The sequence below is a fragment of the Streptomyces sp. NPDC107550 genome, assembly GCF_055639095.1.
In genome coordinates, this window is sequence record NZ_JBVKBC010000045.1 from 1 (window position 1) to 18,202 (window position 18,202).

Sequence of the window (18,202 nt, forward strand, 5' to 3'; positions counted from 1 at the left end):
TCGCGGCGTTGTCGTCGGTTGCCATGGCTCCGCCATGACGCCCTCCTCCGCCTTGCGATGCACGGCACCAGAGCCCGCTCCCTGATCCGGCCTGATCCGAAGGAAAGGCCCTAGGCAGCCGCCCCCTGCCGCGGCTTCTCCGTTCCTGACCGCTCGGGCCGCTCGGGTCGCTCGGGGTGTTCGGGCCCCTCGGTGCGTTCGCGCGGCAGGGTCAGCGCCACCGCCGCGGCCGCCGCGATCAGCACCGCGCCGATGCCGAAGGCGAGACGGTAGCCGCCGGTCAGCGCCTCGGCCCGGGAGGCGCCCCCGGCGAGCAGGGCGCGGGTGCGGGTGGAGGCGAGGGTGGACAGGACGGCGACCCCGAGGGCCATGCCGATCTGCTGCGTGGTGTTGAACAGGCCCGAGGCGAGACCCGCGTCCGCCTCGCCCGCCGCCGACATCCCGAGCCCCGCCAGCATCGGCAGCACCAGCCCGCCCCCGGACACCAGCAGCATCACCGGCAGCAGATCCGGTACGTACGAGCCGTGCACCGGCACCCGGGACAGATACGTGAGCGCCGCCGCCAGCAGCACCAGGCCCGAGAGCAGCACCGCCCGCCGCCCGAACCGCGCCGCGAGCCGCGCCGACGCGCCCAGCGAGACCGCGCCGATCATGAGGGCGGCGGGCAGCATGGCGAGGCCGGTCGCCAGCGCGCCGTAGCCGAGGACCTGCTGCATGTAGAGCGCGGCGAGCACCTGGAAGGCGAACATCGCGGCGAGCGTGAGGACTTGGGTGAGGTTGGCCCCGGCGACGGCCCGCGAGCGCAGCACCCGCAACGGCATCAGCGGCGTACGGGCCTTCGCCTGCCGCCCGACGAAACCGGCGACCAGCGCGAGAGCCGCGAGGAGCGTGAGCAGCGTACGGGCGGAGCCGGCGCCGTAGTGCTCGATGCCGACGACGCCGTAGATGCCGAGCATGAGGCCGGCGGTGATGAGCAGGGCGCCCCACGCGTCGGCGCCGGCGCGCAGGCCGAGGCCCCGGTCGGCGGGGAGCGCGGGGACGGCGAGGGCGAGGACGGCGGCGCCGATGGGCAGGTTCACGTAGAAGATCCAGTGCCAGTCGAGGGCGTCGGTCAGGACGCCGCCGAGCACCTGCCCGATGGAGGCTCCGGCGGCGCCGGTGAAGCTGAACACGCCGATGGCGCGGGCCCGTTCGCGCGGATCGGGGAAGAGCGTGACGAGGATGCCGAGGCCGACGGCCGCCGCCATCGCGCTGCCCACGCCTTGCAGGAAGCGGGCGGCGAGCAGGACGGCGGGGCCGGTGGCGAGGCCCGCGAGGAGGGAGGCGGCGGTGAAGACGGCCGTCCCGGTGAGGAACATCCGCTTGCGGCCCAGCAGATCGCCGAGGCGCCCGGCGAGCAGGAGCAGGCTGCCGAACGCGATGAGGTAGGCGTTGACGACCCAACTCAGGGACGTGGGACTGAAGTTCAGGTCGCGCTGGATCGCGGGGAGCGCGACGGTCACGATCGAACCGTCCAGGATGATCATCAGCGTCCCGGCGGCGACGACGGCGAGCGCGAACCAGGGGTGGGGGGCGGCTCCGGGAACTGGGCGGGGATCGGCTCCGGGAGCGGGATGGGGATCGGTGGAGGCTGCGGACATGGCAGCGGTCCTTCCGGGAGGGCGCCGCCCCTGCCGGGCGACGACGACAGCACGACCGTAACAGATGGTTTCGTTGCGGACTATCTCTATCCGAACCTCTGGTGGTCTACGCTGGTTCCCATGACCGCGATGACGCCCGTGCCGACCCCGACCAGGCCGGACCTCTCCTACCTCCTCGACCGCACCAGTCACGTCCTGCGCGCGCGGATGGCGGCGGCGCTCGCCGAGATCGGCCTCACGGCGCGGATGCACTGCGTCCTCGTGCACGCGCTGGAGGAGGAGCGCACGCAGGCGCAGCTCGCCGAGATCGGTGACATGGACAAGACGACGATGGTCGTGACCGTGGACGCGCTGGAGAAGGCGGGACTCGCGGAGCGCAGGCCGTCGACGGCGGACCGGCGGGCGCGGATCATCGCGGTGACCGAGAAGGGGGCGCGGGTCGCGGCGCGCAGCCAGGAGATCGTGGACCGGGTGCACGGGGAGGTGCTGGAGGCGTTCGACGAGCCCGGCGACCGGGAGACGCTGCTGCGCCTGCTGACGCATCTGGCGACCGGCAGTCTCGCCACCCCGCCGCCCCCGCCGCCGGCGGCCGCCGGGACTCCGTCGGTGCGCAGGGCGCGGCAGCGGGGGTAGTTCTCTTCCCGAGGGGGCTGTCAGGCGGCCGGCCGCTGCGCCATGACGACGAGCCCGGGCCCGCTGAACTCGTCGGCGGGCAGCCGCAGTTCGGCGCGGATGTGCAGTCCGGCGCGCTCGATCAGGCCGGTGTACAGCTCGGGCCGCCACTGGTGCGTGGTCCACTCGACGGCACCGCCGTACGCCTCGGTGCGCCGCACGTCCTCGTCGCCGACATGGGTGCCGGTGAGGAAGTAGCCGCCGGGCTTCAGGGCGCGGGCGAACAGGGCGAGGACGCCGGGCAGCACGTCACGCGGCAGGTTGAACAGCGACCACCAGCCGAGGATGCCGCCCAACGAGGCGTCCTCCAGGGTGAGTTCGGTCGCGGAGGCGGCTTCGAAACGGCAGTCCGGGTACAGGCGGCGGGCGTTGGCGACCATGCGGGGGGAGAGATCGACGCCGGACACGTCGAGCCCGCGCTCGGCGAGGTACCCGGTGACGGTGCCTGGCCCGCACCCCACGTCGAGCACGGGCCCGAGCCCGCCCACCGACTCCGCGAACGCGTCGACCGCCGCCTTCAGCCACGGATGCCGCCGGATGTCCCCCATCCCGGTCGTCGCCACCAACTCGGCGTACTGATCGGCGATCCGGTCGTAGGACTCCCGTACGGTGTCGAGATCGGCGGGCGGATCGATGAATTCTGAACGCATCGCAGCACGGTACCCGCGCGCCCTGCCTCCCCGGCACGGGAGTTCAGGCCCAGCACGGCAGTCGTTCTCGCTCAATCCGAGGCAGCCCGGGCAGGCTGACATCTTGGGTCGGCCCTGCCGCACCTCGTCCGGCCCGCTTGGCGGTGTCCGGCTCTCACCCGTGTGCTGAGAGGGCGTCGCGGAGGGCGAGAGGGGCGCGGCCGGTCAGCTGGGTGTAGTCGTTTCCGACTCGATCCCAGCGCTGCTCGCGCACCGAGGCGAACATGGACGAAAAGGCGTAGAGCCACCAGGGATCCAGGCCGGTCGCCGCCGTCTCGGCGCAGTACGTGCCGGCCGGGATGTCCACGTAGGCGACAGGCGTCTCCCAGGCCTCCGCCGTGATCGAGGCGATGCCGGCCAGGTCCACCGACTCGGGCCCCGTGATGTCGTGGTGACGGCCGGTCGGCTCACCCACCGCGAGGGCGGCGAGTGCGCGCGCCACGTCGTCGCGCGCCACCAGGGAGACCCGGCCGTCCGCGGCCGGAAGCCGCAGCAGCCCGGTCGCGCGTGCCTCGGTGAGCCAGCCCTGGAAGAACTCGATGTAGAGCGAAGCTCTGGCGAACGAGCACGGGACGCCGGTAGCCAGAAGCAGTTCCTCGGTGAGCCCGTTGACCACGGCGTAGCAGAACGGAGACGCCGTGTCGGCGTCAACGCTGCTCAGCGCCGCGACATGGCCGACACCCTCAGCCGCCACGGCGGCGACAACGTTGCGATGGTGCAGCAGCACCTGTGCATCGGGCCCGTCACTGGAGACGAAGACCAGAGTGTCCACGCCCTTCAGGGCCGCACGCAGAGCGGGCGGATCAGCGTAGTCGGCGACGGCGACCCCCACCTGCGGCGGCAACGCCTCGGCAGGCAGCCTCCGCCTGGTCATCGCTACGACGTCCACGTCGGCCCGGTCCGCGAGCAACCGCACGACCCGCCCGCCCAGCCTGCCCGCCGCCCCCATCACCGCGATGCGCATCGTTGCCCCCGTCGCCTTGTCACCGGTCGTACAACCGTAGCCAGCCGAGCGCGGTAGCGGCTCAGAAAGCGCGAGACAGGCCGGTCCCGAGCCGGCGGCTTGCCGGTGGCCGCGCGGCGAGTGAGGAGGGACACTTTTGCAAGCGGGGTGCTTGCAAAAGTTAGCGGGGTGGGGCAGGGTCGGGGTATGGCATCGCTCAACGTCGGAAATCTCGGCGAGTACCTGCGCGAGCAGCGTCGCACCGCGCAGTTGTCCTTGCGGCAGCTCGCCGAGGCGGCCGGTGTGTCCAACCCGTACCTGAGCCAGATCGAGCGCGGGCTGCGCAAGCCGAGCGCGGAGGTGTTGCAGCAGGTCGCCAAGGCGCTGCGGATCTCCGCCGAGACCCTGTACGTACGCGCCGGCATCCTCGACGCGGAACGGGAGCGGGACGAGGTGGAGACTCGCGCGGTGATCCTCGCGGATCCCTCGCTCGACGAGCGTCAGAAGCAGGTCCTGTTGCAGATCTACGAGTCCTTCAGGAAAGAGAACGGGACCGCGGCGGCCGGCGGCGATGCCGAGCCCTCAAGCAGTAGTTGAAGTGATCCGGGAGGACCACGCCATGGCCATCAAGGACGACCTCCGCAAGACGCTCACCGACCCCACCCCGCTGTACTTCCTCGCGGGCAGCGCCGAGTTGGCGCTCCAGGAGGCCAAGAAGGTGCCCGGCCTCGTCGAACAGCTCCGTACCGAGGCCCCGGCCCGCTTCGAGGCCGTACGCGCCACCGACCCCAAGGACGTGCAGGAGAAGGCGGCCGCGCGCGCCAAGGAGGCGCAGGCCACGCTCACCGCGAAGGTGAACGAGCTGGTCGCCTCCTTCGACACCGACCTCAAGAAGCTCGGCGAGAGCGCGCAGGGTTTCGCGCTGCGCGGCGTCGGCATCGCCGCCGAGGCGGCCGTCCGCGCGCGTGAGACGTACGAGAAGGTCGCCGAGCGCGGCGAGGAGACCGTACGGACCTGGCGCGGCGAGGCCGCCGACGAGATCACCGAGATCGCCGTCGCCGTCGAGCCCGAGACGGCCCCCGCCGAGGAGAACGCGGCGAGCGAGCCGGTCGCGCCCAAGAAGACCGCCGCCAAGAAGGCGCCGGCCGCCCGCAAGGCGCCCGTCAAGAAGACCGCCCCGGACGCCGGGAAGTAGGCGGCGGCACGGAAGTGGACGGGCCGGGCACTTGTGGAGTGTCCGGCTCGTTGTACGGGTACGGTGTGCGGGTCCTCGGTAAGTCGAGTCGGGTGGTGGCGTTGTTGTGCTGATGCAGGGATTCGCCAATCTCATGTCGCTGCTGAGCCTGGCGCTCGTCGTCTTCAGCGGCTTCGCGTTCATCGACGCGGCGATCCGGCGTGAGGACGCCTACCGCGCCGCCGACAAGAAGACCAAGCCGTTCTGGCTGATCATCCTCGGGCTCGCGTTCGTCGTGAACCTGCTGTTCCCGATCCTGTCGTTCCTGCCGGTCATCGGCCTCGTGGCGACCATCGTCTACATGGTGGACGTGCGCCCGGCGATCCGCGCGCTCGGCGGCGGTGGCGGTGGCGGCGGGTGGCGCAAGGGCGGCGGCTCCAGCAGCGACGGCCCGTACGGCCCGTACAACGGGCGGCGCTGACCGCCGCCCGTCCCTTTGTGCGGCTTGTACGGCTTGTACGGCTCGTATGCGTACGGCCGCGCGTCAGCGGTCCAGGAGCAGGATCGCCACGTCGTCGGTGAGGTCACCGCCGTTGAGGTCGCGGACCTCGTTCAGCGCGGACTCCAGCAGCTCCTCGCCGCTCAGCCCGGCCGCCCGCTGCCGGCGCACGATCTCGACCATGCCCTCCTGGCCGAGCCGCTGGTTGCCCTGCCCGATCCGGCCCTCGATCAGACCGTCCGTGTACAGCATCAGGCTCCACGAAGGACCCAGCTCCACCTGCATCCGCGGCCACCGCGCCCGCGGCAGCAGCCCGAGCGCCGGACCGCTGTTCTCGTACGGGAGCAGCGACGCCGGCCGGCCCGGGCTCGCGATCAGCGGTGACGGGTGGCCCGCGAGGCACAGGCCCGCGCGGCGGCCGTCCGGCGCGATGTCGACCGTGCACAGCGTGGCGAAGATCTCGTCGTCGTCCCGCTCGTGCTCAAGGACCTGCTGCAACGTCGACAGCAAGTGGTCCCCGCACAGCCCCGCGAACGTCAACGCCCGCCACGCGATCCGCAGTTCGACACCGAGCGCCGCCGCGTCCGGGCCGTGCCCGCACACGTCACCGATCATGGCGTGGACCGTGCCGTCGGGGGTGCGCACGGTGTCGTAGAAGTCGCCGCCGAGCAGCGCGCGCGAGCGGCCGGGGCGGTAACTCGACGCGAACCGCAGCGGAGAGCCGTCCAGCAGCGGCGTCGGCAGCAGGCCGCGCTCCAGACGGGCGTTCTCCTGCGCGCGGATCCGGGACTCGGCCAGCTTGCGCTGCGCGACGTCGGCGCGTTTGCGCTCGACCGCGTAACGGATCGCGCGGCCCAGCACCCGGGCGTCCAGCTCGTCGCGGAACAGATAGTCCTGCGCGCCGGCCCGCACCGCGCCCGCGCCGCGCTCCGCGTCACCGGACGTGGTCAGCGCGAGGACGGCCGTGCGGGGCGCGAGGCGCAGCACGTGACGCAGCGGTTCCAGTTCGTCGGCGTCGGTACGGGCGCCGGGCAGGGCCAGATCCAGCAGTACGCAGTTCACGTCGTCGGTGAGCAGGCGCTCGGCCTCGGTGAGATTGCGGGCGGTGCGCACGCGGATCGGGCGGCCCGCCGCGTCCGGGACCTCCGGGATCGTCACGGAGCCCGTCGGATCGTCCTCGATGACCAGCAGGGTCAGGCCGGTGGTGGCGGCGACGGCGGTCTTCGTACGCGGGTACGCCACGTCGCCGGCCGGCGCGGAGGGGGCGCGGGGCGGCTGGGCGGGGGGCGCGGGCGCGGTGGTGCGCGGGCGCGGGGCGTCGGTCGTACGGGCCTCGTCGGTCGTCGGGACGGGCGGTTCCGTCCGGGGGAGCGGTTCCGTCCGGGTGTGCGGGGTGGTGGAGGTGTGCGGTTCTGTGGGGGTGTGCGGTTCTGTGGGCTCGGGTGGTCGCGTGGCGGGAGCCTGACCGTCTGCCGCGGCCGGGGTCGCTTCCTGCCGCGGTACGGGTACGGGCATGCGCTCGGTCTTCCTTCCCTCCCCCCGAGGGCGCGGTGGGCCGGGGTGCCGGTCCACCGACGGGGACCTTAGCGGGCGGGGGCGGGTCTGTGGAATGGGCGGGGCGTGGGCGGGGAGTGGGGCGTGGGGGGTCTTGGGCGTTGTGGGGCGGTTGGGGGTGGGGTGTTGGGGGGTGGGGGATGACCAACCTCACGTGGGCCTCCGGCGGGGGGCGGGTGTTTTGGGGGCCGTCAGTGGCCCCCCTCACGTGCCCCACGTCACGCCTGCCGGCGGGGGTTCGTCATGGGGTGCGGGCCCGCCGTGGCCCTGCCGGGCTGGGCTCAGCGCCAACATCCAGCCCCTCCGGCGCTTGAGGAGCGGGGGCTGGGGCGGAGCCCCAGAGTGCCGGGTGCGTCGTGGCCGCTCGCGCAGTTCCCCGCGCCCCTGACGGGGCTGTCAGCACCGGTGACTCTTAGGCGCCCCCCGCCTTGGGCAGTCTGCCGCCTGGGGCGGCAGGGTGGGCAAGGCGGCACCCTAGCGCCGGGTCAGTGCACGTTGTGCCTCGGGTGCAGCCCCCGTGGGGCTTCTCGCGCAGTTCCCCGCGCCCCTGACGGGGCTGGTCTGAGCGCCCACTCCTGGCCTCCGGCCCTGGGGCCCTTGGGGCTGGCCTCAGCGTCAAACTCCCAGCCTCTCCGGCGCTTGAGGAGCGGGGGCTGGGGCAGCGCCCCAGAGTGCCGGGTGCGTCGTGGCTGGGCGCGCAGTTCCCCGCGCCCCTGAGGGGGCTGATCTGAGCGCCCGCTCCTCAGCGGCCGGCGTTCCCGTGCCCCTTACGGGGCTGACCTCATCCCCCGTTCAGCGGAGCATCAGGGCGGACCGCGCCCAGGATTGTCATGGAGCCGGCGCCGGCCATCGTGACGTTCCTTCCGGGCCGCGGCGCGTGGATGATCGCGCCGTCACCGATGTACAGGCCCACATGACTCGCGTCGTCGTGATAAATGATCAGGTCCCCGGGCCGCAGATCCTTCACGGCGACATGCCGCAACCGCTTCCACTGCTCCTGGGAGGTCCGGGGAATGGGCCGCCCGGCCGCCGCCCACGCCTGCGAGGTGAGCCCGGAGCAGTCGAACGAGGACGGCCCGGCCGCCCCCCACACATACGGCTTGCCGAGCTGCTTCGTGGCGAACGCCACCGCCGCCTTCCCGGCCTCACTCGCCTTCCCGTTCAACTCCTTGAGCACGCCGGACGACAGCCACGCCGACTGCGCCTTCTGCTCGGCCTGCTCCTCCAGCTTCCGCAGCCGCTCCCGCTCCTTCTTCTGGAGCCGGTTCTCCAGCTCCTGCGCGGCCTTGATCTGCTTCTCGATCTTCTTCTTGGCGGCGGCCTTCTTCTTGCGGCCCTCCTCCAGGTCCTTCCACTTGGCGGACGCCGACTTCGCGTACTCCGCCAGCTCGTCCTGCGTACGGGCGAGTTCCTTGAGGAGGTTCCGCGTGGCCTGCTGGCCCTGGTAGGCGCGGCCCGCGTTGTCCAGGAAGGTCTGCGGGTCGCCGGAGAGCATGAACTGCGCCTCGCGCGGGATGCCGCCCGTGCGGTACTGCTCCCGCGCCGCCGCCCCCGCCTCGCTCTTGAGCCGGTCGAGTCTGCGCTGCCCGGAGGCGATCTTCTGCGCGAGCTTGACGATCTGCACGGACTGCCGGTCGGCCTTCTCCTGCGCCGCGTTGTACGCGTCGGTGGCGACGGCAGCGTCGTGATAGAGCGCGTCGATCCGGGCGCGGACCGCCTCCAGATCCGTAGCGCCCGAGGACGGGGAGCCCGGCGACGGTGACGACGGCGAGGACGACGGCGACGGCGAGGGCGGCGGGACGGTCGGCGCCGCGTACGCCGCTCCCGGCGCCGTCAGTACGGTCACGGCGCACACCAGCGCCACCGCGGCCATCGTCGTGCTCCGCTTGATCATCCGCTCCGCCCCCACAGCCGAGACCGCCCGGAGGTACCGGGCACCCTGAACACAAATCTGATTTACCGTCAGTAACTTGTGCGCGCTCCGGGGATGGTGCCACGACCGCGCCGAATGCGACAGACCCCGCACGCTGTGACGAACGCCCCGACCGTGTGACGTACGAGCCGCGCGGATCGTTCCCGTCAGCCCCGCGCGTGCCCTCCCGGCGCCAACGCCCCCCACGCCACCGTCACTTCCCCTTGCCGCCACCGCACCGGCGTGTCCACCACCGGCCACCGCTCCGCGAGATCCCGCACCGCCCGCATCCACCGCTGCCGCGCCCCGTAGGAGGCGTACGGCGCCGCGGCCGCCCAGGCCCGGTCGAAGTCCCGTAGGAACGCGTGCACCGGCTCGCCCGGCACATTGCGGTGGATGAGTGCCTTCGGGAGCCGTTCCGCCAGATCGGACGGGGTGGCGAGCGAACCGAGCCGGGCGGCGAACGTCACCGTGCGCGGCCCTTCGGGTCCCAGCGCCACCCACACGTGCCGCCGCCCGATCTCGTCGCACGTCCCCTCGACGAGCAGCCCGTCCGGCGCGAGCCGCCCGCACAGCCGCTCCCAGACCCCGGCGACCTGCTCCTCGTCGTACTGGCGCAGCACGTTCGCCGCGCGGATCAGCACCGGGGGAGAGGCGAGGGGCAGCTCGAAGCCGCCGTGCCGGAACGTGAGCCCCTCGCGCGCGTACGGGAGCGCCGCCGCGACCCGCGCCGGTTCGATCTCGATGCCCACCACGCGCGCGCGGGGCGCCTCGGCGCGCAGCCGGCCGAGCAGCTCCACGGCTGTCCAGGGCGCCGCCCCGTACCCGAGGTCGACGGCGACGGGGTCGGCGGCGCGGCGCAGCGCGGGGCCCTGGACGGCGGCGATCCAGCGGTCCATGCGGCGCAGCCGGTTCGGGTTGGTGGTGCCTCGCGTCACTGTTCCCACGGGGCGGGAAGGGGTACGCGGGGTCATGGCCCCAGCGTATGCGCTGCCCCGCCCGCGCCCGAGGGTAATGATTGGGCAAAGCGGAAATGGAGGAGCGTGCTCCGGCGTTGCCGCCCTTGAACGAGGGTCTGTGCCCGCGTCGCGGCCGGTGCCTGTCAGGGGACCCGCGCCCCGGCAGAGCCCGCGCCCTCGCGCAGCCGCGCCCGCAAGTGCCCGCAAGTGAGAGCCGTGCCCGCCTGGAGCCGCCAGGCATGAGCCGCCAGCAGGAGGACCGCCACGTGAGTCAGTACGTGTCCAGGTTCCGCCGTCCCGGGGCGGCCAAGCCCGCGGGACCCGCCCGGCTGCGCTTCCCGGGCGCGCACCGCCGCCCGCGCCGCGTCGCCATGCTCAGCGTCCACACCTCGCCCCTGCACCAGCCCGGCATGGGCGACGCGGGCGGCATGAACGTGTACATCGTGGAGCTGGCCCGCCGCCTCGCCGCGATCAACATCGAGGTCGAGATATTCACCCGCGCCACCACCGGCGCCCTGCCCCCGCAGGTCGAGCTGGCACCCGGCGTCCTCGTCCGGCACGTCGACGCGGGCCCCTACGAGGGGCTCGCCAAGGAGGAGCTGCCCGCGCAGCTCTGCGCCTTCACGCACGGCGTCATGCAGGCGTGGGCCGGCCACCGCCCCGGCTACTACGACCTCGTCCACTCCCACTACTGGCTCTCCGGGCACGTCGGCTGGCTGGCCGCCGAGCGCTGGGGCGTACCGCTCGTGCACGCCATGCACACCATGGCCAAGGTGAAGAACGCGGCGCTCGCCGCCGGCGACACCCCCGAGCCCGCCGCCCGCGTCATCGGCGAGACACAGATCGTGCGCGCCGCCGACCGCCTCGTCGCCAACACCGACGAGGAGGCCGACGAGCTGGTCCGGCACTACGACGCCGAGCCCGGCAAGGTCGCCGTCGTGCACCCCGGCGTCAACCTGGACCGCTTCCGCCCCGCCGACGGCCGCGCCGCCGCCCGCGCCCGCCTCGGGCTGCCGCAGGACGCGCTCGTGCCCCTGTTCGCGGGCCGCATCCAGCCGCTGAAGGCGCCCGACATCCTCCTCAAGGCCGTCGCCGTCCTGCTCGACGAGCGGCCCGACCTGCGCTCCCGGATCGTCGTGCCCGTCGTCGGCGGGCCGAGCGGCAGCGGCCTCGCCAAGCCGGCCGCGCTGCAGAAGCTCGCCGCGCGGCTCGGCATCGCCGACGTCGTCCGCTTCCACCCGCCCGTCGGCCAGGACCAGCTCGCCGACTGGTTCCGGGCCGCGTCCGTCCTCGTCATGCCCTCCTACAGCGAGTCGTTCGGGCTCGTCGCCATAGAGGCGCAGGCCACCGGCACGCCCGTACTCGCCGCGTCCGTCGGCGGGCTGCCGGTCGCCGTGCGCGACGGGCGCACCGGCTTCCTCGTCGACGGTCACGAACCGGCCGCCTACGCGCGCGTGCTGGGCGAGTTCGCCGACCGTCCCCACCTTGTGGACAGCATGGGCGACGCGGCGGCCCGGCACGCCCAGTCGTTCGGCTGGGACACCGCCGCCTCCGCCACCGCCGACGTCTACACCGCCGCCATGCAGGAACACCGCCGTCACGTACCCTCGCACCATGGCTGACGCTGACCTGCCCACCGCCGCCGCCGTGATCGAGTCCGCGCTGAAGGACGCCGAACTGGAGTGGGAGAGCCCCGAACCGGGCTCGTACGTGGTGAAGCTGCCCGGCACCCGCAAGCTCTCCACGACGCTGTCGCTGCGCGTCGGCCGCCACAGCCTCTCGCTGAACGCGTTCGTCATCCGCCACCCCGACGAGAACGAGGCGGCCGTCCACCGCTGGCTCCTGGAGCGCAACCTGCGCCTGTACGGGGTGAGTTACGCGGTCGACCGGCTCGGCGACATCTACCTCACCGGCAAGCTGCCGCTGGCCGCCGTCACCCCCGACGAACTGGACCGGCTGCTCGGCTCGGTCCTCGAAGCCGCCGACGGCAGCTTCAACACCCTGCTGGAACTCGGCTTCGCCGGCGCGATCCGCAGGGAGTACGAGTGGCGCGTCTCGCGGGGGGAGTCCACCCGCAACCTCGACGCGTTCGCCCACCTCACCCAGCGCCCCGCCGAGTAGGGCGTCAGGTGAGGGCGACCATCCGCACGACGGTGACCGTCAGGACCGTCCCGGAGACGTAGTAGAGGACTATCGCGCCGCCCACGGTCGCCTCCCGCCGGTCCCGCTCGCCCGCGACCGAACTGGAGCCGTGCCCGTACGGGTCGTGCGCGAGGGTGCGGCCCATCTCCGCGCGGAACGCGTCGGGGTTCGCCATCTTCGCCAGGGTGTCGTCGGCGGGCGGGGCGTAGGCGATGCGGCAGGGGCTGCGCCTGCGGCGACGACTCAAGCCGGCCCCCGCCTCTCCGCCTCGTCGCGGGCGAGCCTCGCCAGGATCTCGTCGGCCTCCGGGTCGGGCACCGCCTCCAGCATCCAGTGCCGCATCACGGCGTGGATCTCGTGCACGCCCGCCCGGTTGATGGCCTCGTCGAACTCGCGGCGGCGCAGGGGCGGGAGGGCGGCACGGATCGCCGGGATGCTGTTGGGCACATCGACCTCGACGCCGCCCACGAGCGTTCTGGGCGGCTCCTCGGTCCTCTGGACATCGGACATGTACGGTTCCGTACCCGCCCGGTGCTCCGCTCACGCCGGGGCGCTCCCGGCGGGCGTGGCGGACTCCCGTACGGGCGCGGCCTCTTGGGTGTGTACGAGGACGGGCTCCTCGGGGTCGCCTGCGGCGAGGCCGCGCATCAGCAGCCAGTACCCGAGCGAGGTCACCGTGCCGAGCACCGCGCACCCCGCCCACAGCCAGCCCGCGCCGGCCGCGTCCAGGACGTACCCGCCGCCCAGCGGGGCGACCAGGGCCGCCGCCGACCACGACGTCGTGTACACGCCCTGGTAGCGGCCCCGGCCCTCGGCGGGCGCGAGCCGGGCCACCAGGCCGGACTGCGTCGGCGCGTTGACCATCTCGCCGAGCGTCCACACCACGACGGTCAGCGCGTACGCGGCCAGCGACCCGGCGAACGCCGTGAGCGCGAACCCGTACCCGATCAGCAGCGAGGACACCGCGAGCAGGCGGCCCGGGTCGCGGCGCTCGATGAAACGGGTCAGCGGGATCTGGAGGGCGACGATCACGATGCCGTTGACGGCGGCGACCAGGCCCACGTCCGCGCTGGAGAAGCCGCTCGCGCCCATGACGATCGGCAGGCCCACCGAACTCTGCGTGAAGACCACCGCCACCAGGAACGACAGCCCGACCATCAGCATGAACCGGCCGTCGCGCAGCACCGTCCCCATCGTCACCGCGCGCGTGCCCGGCGCCTGCGGCACGGGCGCCGGGCGGGACTCCTTCACCTTCACGAAGACGACGAGCGCGCAGGCCAGCGTCATCGCCGCCTCGACGAGGAAGCCGAGCGTGTAGCTCTGGGCGACGAGGAAACCGGCGTACACCGAGGAGACGGCGAAGCCGAGGTTGATCGCCCAGTAGTTCAGGGAGAACGCGCGGACCCGGTCGTGCGGCGGCACGATGTCCGCCATCATCGCCTGGATCGCGGGCCGCGAGGCGTTCGAGGCGAGGCCCAGGGCGAAGCCGGTGGCGGCGATGGCGACCGGGTCGCGCACGAACGCCAGCACGGCCACCGTCCCCGCCGTCGCGAGCTGCGCGCCCAGCAGCGTCGGCCTGCGCCCGAGCCGGTCCGCGAGCACCCCGCCGAGCACGGAGGCGATCACTCCGCCGAGCCCGATCAGAGACGCGACGAGACCCGCGTACGCGGCGGAGAAACCGCGCGCGGCCGTCAGATACAGGGCGAGGAAGGTGAGGACGAACCCGCCGAGCCGGTTGACCAGCGTGCTCGTCCACAGCCACCAGAACGCGCGGGGAAGCCCGCTCACGGACTCCGACGCGGCACGTCTGAGCGAGGCGACTGACATGGGCGCATCCCCCGGGGCTGTGTAAGTGGTGAGGCAGGAGTACGAAACTTACGATCCGGGTAGAGGCGAAGGCCACCGAATTGACGACCACTGTCAATCGGCGGCGGGCCAGGGGGTCGATTAGGCTCAGGACCATGGCCGACGCACCGTACAAGCTGATCCTCCTCCGCCACGGCGAGAGCGAGTGGAACGCGAAGAACCTGTTCACCGGTTGGGTGGACGTCAACCTGAACGAGAAGGGCGAGAAGGAGGCGGTCCGCGGCGGTGAGCTGCTCAAGGACGCCGGCCTGCTCCCCGACGTGGTCCACACGTCGCTCCAGAAGCGCGCGATCCGCACGGCGCAGCTCGCGCTCGAAGCGGCCGACCGCCACTGGATCCCCGTCCACCGGAGCTGGCGCCTGAACGAGCGCCACTACGGCGCCCTCCAGGGCAAGGACAAGGCACAGACCCTCGCGGAGTTCGGCGAGGAGCAGTTCATGCTCTGGCGCCGCTCCTACGACACCCCGCCGCCGCCCCTGGACCGCGACGCCGAGTACTCCCAGTTCTCCGACCCGCGCTACGCGACGCTCCCGCCGGAGCTGCGCCCGCGGACGGAGTGCCTCAAGGACGTCGTCGTCCGCATGCTCCCGTACTGGTTCGACGGCATCGTCCCCGACCTCCTGACCGGCCGCACGGTCCTCGTCGCCGCCCACGGCAACAGCCTGCGCGCCCTGGTCAAGCACCTGGACGGCATCTCCGACGCGGACATCGCGGGCCTGAACATCCCCACGGGCATCCCCCTGTCCTACGAACTGGACGCCGACTTCAAGCCCCTCAACCCGGGCGGCACCTACCTCGACCCGGACGCGGCGGCGGCGGCCATCGAGGCAGTCAAGAACCAGGGCAAGAAGAAGTAACGCTGCGCTTGCTTGAAGGGCCCCCTGCCTGCGGTTTTTCCGTGGGTGGGGGGTCTTTTGGTGTTCCGCCGGGGTCAACCCGGTAGCCCGGCTCGTCACCGTGGCGTGACGTGGGCTGCGATGTGGTCGGCGCAGGTGGAGGGCGGGGTGTCGGTCGTGGTCACCGTGAGGTCGTACGTGATGCCCTCGTGGACCGCATGGGCCTGCGCCGCCGCCATGCCGGGGACGCGGTCGCCCCGGGCGCGTTCGCGGGCCGTGGCCGTCGCGGGGTCGCAGTGGACGCCGGCCCAGAGGACGTCCAGGCCCGTCAGGGCGTCGCGCCAGCGAGACTGGGACGCGGGGCCGCCGAGGAACACCTCGTCGACGATGACGGGCGCGCCGGCGCGGGCCATCGCGCCGACGCCCGTCGCCCACGCCGTTTCGAGGCGGCGGAAGACGGGTCCGACGGTCACCGAACCGTCGGACCCGAGCACCAGATCCGTACCCGAGGGCGGCAGCGCCTGCGCGAACGTGTCCGTGCCGAGCGTGAGCCAGCACCCCGGGAGCACGTCCTGGAGGCAGCGCGCCAGCGTCGACTTGCCCGAGCTGGAACCACCGTTGAGCACGATCACGTCCGTCATACGGGCAACGTAACCTCCGCGCGCGTCAGTTGGAGAAGTACAGGTACTTCCAGCCGCTGTGCGTCGTGGAGTTGACCGAGTCGCCGGACGAGCCGTTCACGTACGACGAACGCACCCGCGCCTTGATGCCGGAGCGGCCCGGCGCGCCGAGGTCCACGGCCGACGTGCCGGAAGGGCTCAGGGCGAAGTACTCGGCCGCGGTCGTCTGCCACCGGCCGCCCGACCAGACCTGGATCTGGATCCGCTGCCGGCGCCCCTTGTAGTACGTCATGGTCGTCGTCGTGACCGGCGCCTTGTTCTTGTGGAACCAGTAGTACGAGTGCGAGCCGATCGACGCGCGCTTGTAGTGCTTGCTGACGGCGACGGAGACCTTCACGCGCGCGTAGGCGGTGACATGCGGCTTGGCCGGCGCCGAGCGCGCGTCGCCCGCGAAGACGGCCGTGACGACGGTGTCGCGCTTCATGTCGACGACCGCGCTGAGGTTGCCGCCGGCGTTGACCTTGCCCGACGCGACGCGCTCGGCGGGCTTGTCGGAGCCGTAGGGGTCGGCCCAGATCTCCACCGTGCGGCTCTTGTACGTCTTGCCGAGGTGCGCGGTGAACCTCACGTCGGCGCCGTACGCGTACACCTTGCCGTTGTGGTCGAGCGTCAGCGTCGTCTTCGTACGCGACACGTCGACCTTGTCGCTCGCGGACACCGCGGAGTGCGCCGCGTCGCCCGCGTACGCCGCCTTGTACGTGACCGGGCCGCCGGCCGGCGGGGTGTCCGTGAAGGAGTACGTACCGTCGGCCTTCACGGTGACCGGGGCGAGCGCCTTGCCGTCCGGCGACTCCGCGTCGGTACGGGTGACGGCGAGCTTCACACCGGCCGGCAGCGCGACGTTCGCGGTGAGGCGGCCGCTGACCGTGAGCTTCTTCGCGCGCGGGGCGGTCCTCGGCGCGGAGAGCGTCAGCTTCGGGTTGTTGAGCGTCGGCTCGGTGAGCGCCTTGACGGTGAACGTGCCGCGCCCGGGGTTCTCGACGAGCGCGAACAGGCGGGACTCGTCGGGGGCCCAGGTCAGCGCGGCGGTGGTCCCGCCCAGGGAGTACGTGTGGAGCGCCTTCGCGGCGTTCGGGCGGTAGGTGGTGACGGTCTCCGTGCCGGCGGTGTTGGCGACCAGGCCGCTCGGCGAGACGTCCCCGTGGAACGCCCTCGGGTAGCGGCCCGCCTCGCTGAACTTCCCGCCCGCGTACGCGTCCCGCACCGAGCCGTCGATCAGCACCTCGTGTCCGCCGGGGACCAGGTCGATGTCGCCGATGCCGTCGTTGAGCGTGTAGTCGCCCTGGTACGTGGCGACGGGCACCGGCGCGTCGCCGGACACGTCGAGGACGGCCATGGAGTCCGTCGAGATGCCCGTCTCGCCGACCGCGAGAACGCCGGGCTGCGACGGGTCGGTGTCCAGCAGGCCCTGACCCCAGATGCTGACGTGCGCGGCCTCGGCGGGGAACCGTTTCATCGTCACCGGGTCCGTGCCGCTGCCCGCGTCCACGGCCGGATCGACCGACCCGAGATCGCCGTCCCACTGATCGCCGTACGTGAACCAGACCTTGCCCGCGCTGTACGCGACATGCGTCGGGCCGGTGTCGGTCGGCACCGGGTAGCGGCGGGTGACGTCGAGGGTCGCCGCGTCCAGGGCGACGATCTCGTGCGTGGTGCGCAGGGCCGCGTACAGGGACGTGCCGTCGTCCGACACGGCCAGCCCGCTCACGCCCGGCAGGCCGCCGACGGAGTCTTTGAGCGTCCCTGCGTAGTCCGTGGCGAGGATCTTGCCCGCCTGCGCGTCCCCCACGAACACGCGCTTGAGCGGGCCGTCGGCGACGAGGCCGCCGGGTGACGCGACGGAGGCGGACGCGGCCGCGGTCGCCGTCTTCGCCGTCGCCGGTGCCGTCGCGGCGGCGGTCAGCGCCGCCGACGAGAAGAGGACCGCGAGCGCCGTCGCGGTCGAGATGCTGCGCGTACGCACAGTCGAACCCCCACAAAGAGATCCCGGTGGATGGCCGGGAGTTGAGAGCGCAGATTAAGGCACGGGTGTGACAGGAGGGGAAGGCGGTACGGGGGTTGAGCGCGGGGCGACGGGCGGGAGCGCGCGGGGTGAGGGCGGTCGCGGGGTGCGCGCGCGTGCGCCGTCGATGCGCCGTTGATGCGCGGGGCGGGGCGGGCATGCAATGGGGGAGGCGCTCCAGCGAGGACGCCGCGAGGAGGGAAATCGATGGCTGCCGAGTCTTCTTCCAGGGCCGATCAGACGGGCCGGGTGGTTTCCGCGGACGCGGGGCGGGACTCCGGGCGGGAATTGGCGGTGCTCGGGGCGTGCGGGTGCGGGCCGGGGTGCGGGTGCGGGTGCCAGTCGGGGGGGCCTTGCCAGTGCGGGGGTAGCTGCGGGTGAGCTCCGCTCGGGGCGGGTTCTTTGGGGGGCCCGCGCTTTAGCCCGGGGGGGCTTTTCGGGGGAGCGGGGGTGGAGGGGAGTTCGCGGGGGGCGGGTTGGTGGGGGCCGGCCGGGGGGCGCTTCCGTGCGGGGTTGTCTGCGGGCCGGTGGGGGCCGCCCGCGCAGTTCCCCGCGCCCCTGGGGAGTTCTCCGGTCGAGGCCCGCTGACCTGAACGTTGCGCAGTTCCCCGCGCCCCTGAGGGAGCGGGGCTTC

The 18,202-nt window shown here is 72.8% G+C and carries 18 protein-coding genes; 7 read left to right on the top strand and 11 right to left on the bottom strand.

The annotated features are described in order from the left end of the window. Window positions 1-110: 110 nt before the first annotated feature. Window positions 111-1,640 carry an MFS transporter gene (locus ACZ7LY_RS32165; protein WP_471628294.1) on the bottom strand — a complete coding sequence of 510 codons (1,530 nt, stop codon included), beginning with the start codon at window positions 1,638-1,640 and terminating at the stop codon, window positions 111-113. Between the two features lie 120 nt (window positions 1,641-1,760). Here ACZ7LY_RS32165 and ACZ7LY_RS32170 point away from each other — a divergent pair, with 120 nt between their 5' ends. After that, window positions 1,761-2,273, top strand: coding sequence for a MarR family winged helix-turn-helix transcriptional regulator (locus ACZ7LY_RS32170; RefSeq protein WP_471628295.1), 513 nt, complete (start codon window positions 1,761-1,763; stop codon window positions 2,271-2,273). Between the two features lie 20 nt (window positions 2,274-2,293). Here the strand turns inward: ACZ7LY_RS32170 and ACZ7LY_RS32175 are convergent, their stop codons facing one another. Together ACZ7LY_RS32175 and ACZ7LY_RS32180 are read right to left on the bottom strand one after the other, a co-directional pair. Continuing rightward, entirely contained in the window at window positions 2,294-2,962 is a 669-nt protein-coding gene (locus ACZ7LY_RS32175; RefSeq protein WP_471628296.1) for a class I SAM-dependent methyltransferase, read from the bottom strand. A gap of 154 nt (window positions 2,963-3,116) precedes the next feature. Then, window positions 3,117-3,965: an NAD(P)H-binding protein gene (locus ACZ7LY_RS32180; RefSeq protein WP_471628297.1), complete on the bottom strand. Its 849-nt coding sequence runs from the start codon at window positions 3,963-3,965 to the stop codon at window positions 3,117-3,119. A 186-nt stretch (window positions 3,966-4,151) separates the two neighbouring features. On the opposite strand from ACZ7LY_RS32180, the gene ACZ7LY_RS32185 reads away from it, so the two are divergent. The 3 genes from ACZ7LY_RS32185 to ACZ7LY_RS32195 all read left to right on the top strand — a co-directional run bounded on the left by ACZ7LY_RS32185 (window position 4,152) and on the right by ACZ7LY_RS32195 (window position 5,599). Continuing rightward, entirely contained in the window at window positions 4,152-4,541 is a 390-nt protein-coding gene (locus tag ACZ7LY_RS32185; protein WP_471628298.1) for a helix-turn-helix domain-containing protein, read from the top strand. 22 nt (window positions 4,542-4,563) lie between these two features. After that, window positions 4,564-5,139, top strand: coding sequence for a hypothetical protein (locus tag ACZ7LY_RS32190; protein WP_471628299.1), 576 nt, complete (start codon window positions 4,564-4,566; stop codon window positions 5,137-5,139). A 106-nt stretch (window positions 5,140-5,245) separates the two neighbouring features. Continuing rightward, window positions 5,246-5,599, top strand: a complete 354-nt coding sequence (locus ACZ7LY_RS32195; RefSeq protein ID WP_471628300.1) for a DUF2516 family protein — start codon at window positions 5,246-5,248, stop codon at window positions 5,597-5,599. Window positions 5,600-5,662: 63 nt separating this feature from the next. On the opposite strand, the gene ACZ7LY_RS32200 is transcribed toward ACZ7LY_RS32195, so the two are convergent. The 3 genes from ACZ7LY_RS32200 to ACZ7LY_RS32210 form a co-directional block, all read right to left on the bottom strand. After that, on the bottom strand, window positions 5,663-7,132 hold the full coding sequence (locus ACZ7LY_RS32200; protein WP_471628301.1) for a PP2C family protein-serine/threonine phosphatase: 1,470 nt from the start codon (window positions 7,130-7,132) through the stop codon (window positions 5,663-5,665). Window positions 7,133-7,952: 820 nt separating this feature from the next. Next, window positions 7,953-9,065, bottom strand: a complete 1,113-nt coding sequence (locus tag ACZ7LY_RS32205; protein WP_471628302.1) for a C40 family peptidase — start codon at window positions 9,063-9,065, stop codon at window positions 7,953-7,955. A 185-nt stretch (window positions 9,066-9,250) separates the two neighbouring features. Next, window positions 9,251-10,057, bottom strand: coding sequence for a class I SAM-dependent methyltransferase (locus ACZ7LY_RS32210; protein WP_471628303.1), 807 nt, complete (start codon window positions 10,055-10,057; stop codon window positions 9,251-9,253). A 251-nt stretch (window positions 10,058-10,308) separates the two neighbouring features. Here ACZ7LY_RS32210 and mshA point away from each other — a divergent pair, with 251 nt between their 5' ends. Both mshA and ACZ7LY_RS32220 read left to right on the top strand, forming a co-directional pair. Further along, window positions 10,309-11,664 (top strand): D-inositol-3-phosphate glycosyltransferase, encoded by a 1,356-nt coding sequence (gene mshA, locus ACZ7LY_RS32215; protein WP_471628310.1) that lies wholly within the window; start codon window positions 10,309-10,311, stop codon window positions 11,662-11,664. Beyond that, window positions 11,657-12,163, top strand: coding sequence for a type III secretion system chaperone family protein (locus tag ACZ7LY_RS32220; RefSeq protein WP_471628304.1), 507 nt, complete (start codon window positions 11,657-11,659; stop codon window positions 12,161-12,163). Before mshA ends, ACZ7LY_RS32220 begins: the two co-directional genes overlap by 8 nt. Before the next feature lie 4 nt (window positions 12,164-12,167). Here ACZ7LY_RS32220 and ACZ7LY_RS32225 read toward each other — a convergent pair whose 3' ends face one another. From ACZ7LY_RS32225 to ACZ7LY_RS32235, 3 genes are all read right to left on the bottom strand, one after another. Then, window positions 12,168-12,359 (bottom strand): hypothetical protein, encoded by a 192-nt coding sequence (locus tag ACZ7LY_RS32225; protein WP_471628311.1) that lies wholly within the window; start codon window positions 12,357-12,359, stop codon window positions 12,168-12,170. A gap of 68 nt (window positions 12,360-12,427) precedes the next feature. Then, complete coding sequence (locus tag ACZ7LY_RS32230) at window positions 12,428-12,694, bottom strand: hypothetical protein (protein ID WP_471628305.1); 267 nt, start codon at window positions 12,692-12,694, stop codon at window positions 12,428-12,430. A gap of 30 nt (window positions 12,695-12,724) precedes the next feature. Then, window positions 12,725-14,011 (bottom strand): MDR family MFS transporter, encoded by a 1,287-nt coding sequence (locus ACZ7LY_RS32235; protein WP_471628306.1) that lies wholly within the window; start codon window positions 14,009-14,011, stop codon window positions 12,725-12,727. Between the two features lie 134 nt (window positions 14,012-14,145). On the opposite strand from ACZ7LY_RS32235, the gene ACZ7LY_RS32240 reads away from it, so the two are divergent. Continuing rightward, complete coding sequence (locus tag ACZ7LY_RS32240; protein ID WP_471628307.1) at window positions 14,146-14,907, top strand: phosphoglyceromutase; 762 nt, start codon at window positions 14,146-14,148, stop codon at window positions 14,905-14,907. 95 nt (window positions 14,908-15,002) lie between these two features. Here the strand turns inward: ACZ7LY_RS32240 and ACZ7LY_RS32245 are convergent, their stop codons facing one another. Further along, window positions 15,003-15,527, bottom strand: coding sequence for a chloramphenicol phosphotransferase CPT family protein (locus ACZ7LY_RS32245; protein ID WP_471628308.1), 525 nt, complete (start codon window positions 15,525-15,527; stop codon window positions 15,003-15,005). A gap of 25 nt (window positions 15,528-15,552) precedes the next feature. Beyond that, window positions 15,553-17,529 (bottom strand): YncE family protein, encoded by a 1,977-nt coding sequence (locus ACZ7LY_RS32250; RefSeq protein WP_471628309.1) that lies wholly within the window; start codon window positions 17,527-17,529, stop codon window positions 15,553-15,555. Window positions 17,530-18,202 lie beyond the last annotated feature (673 nt).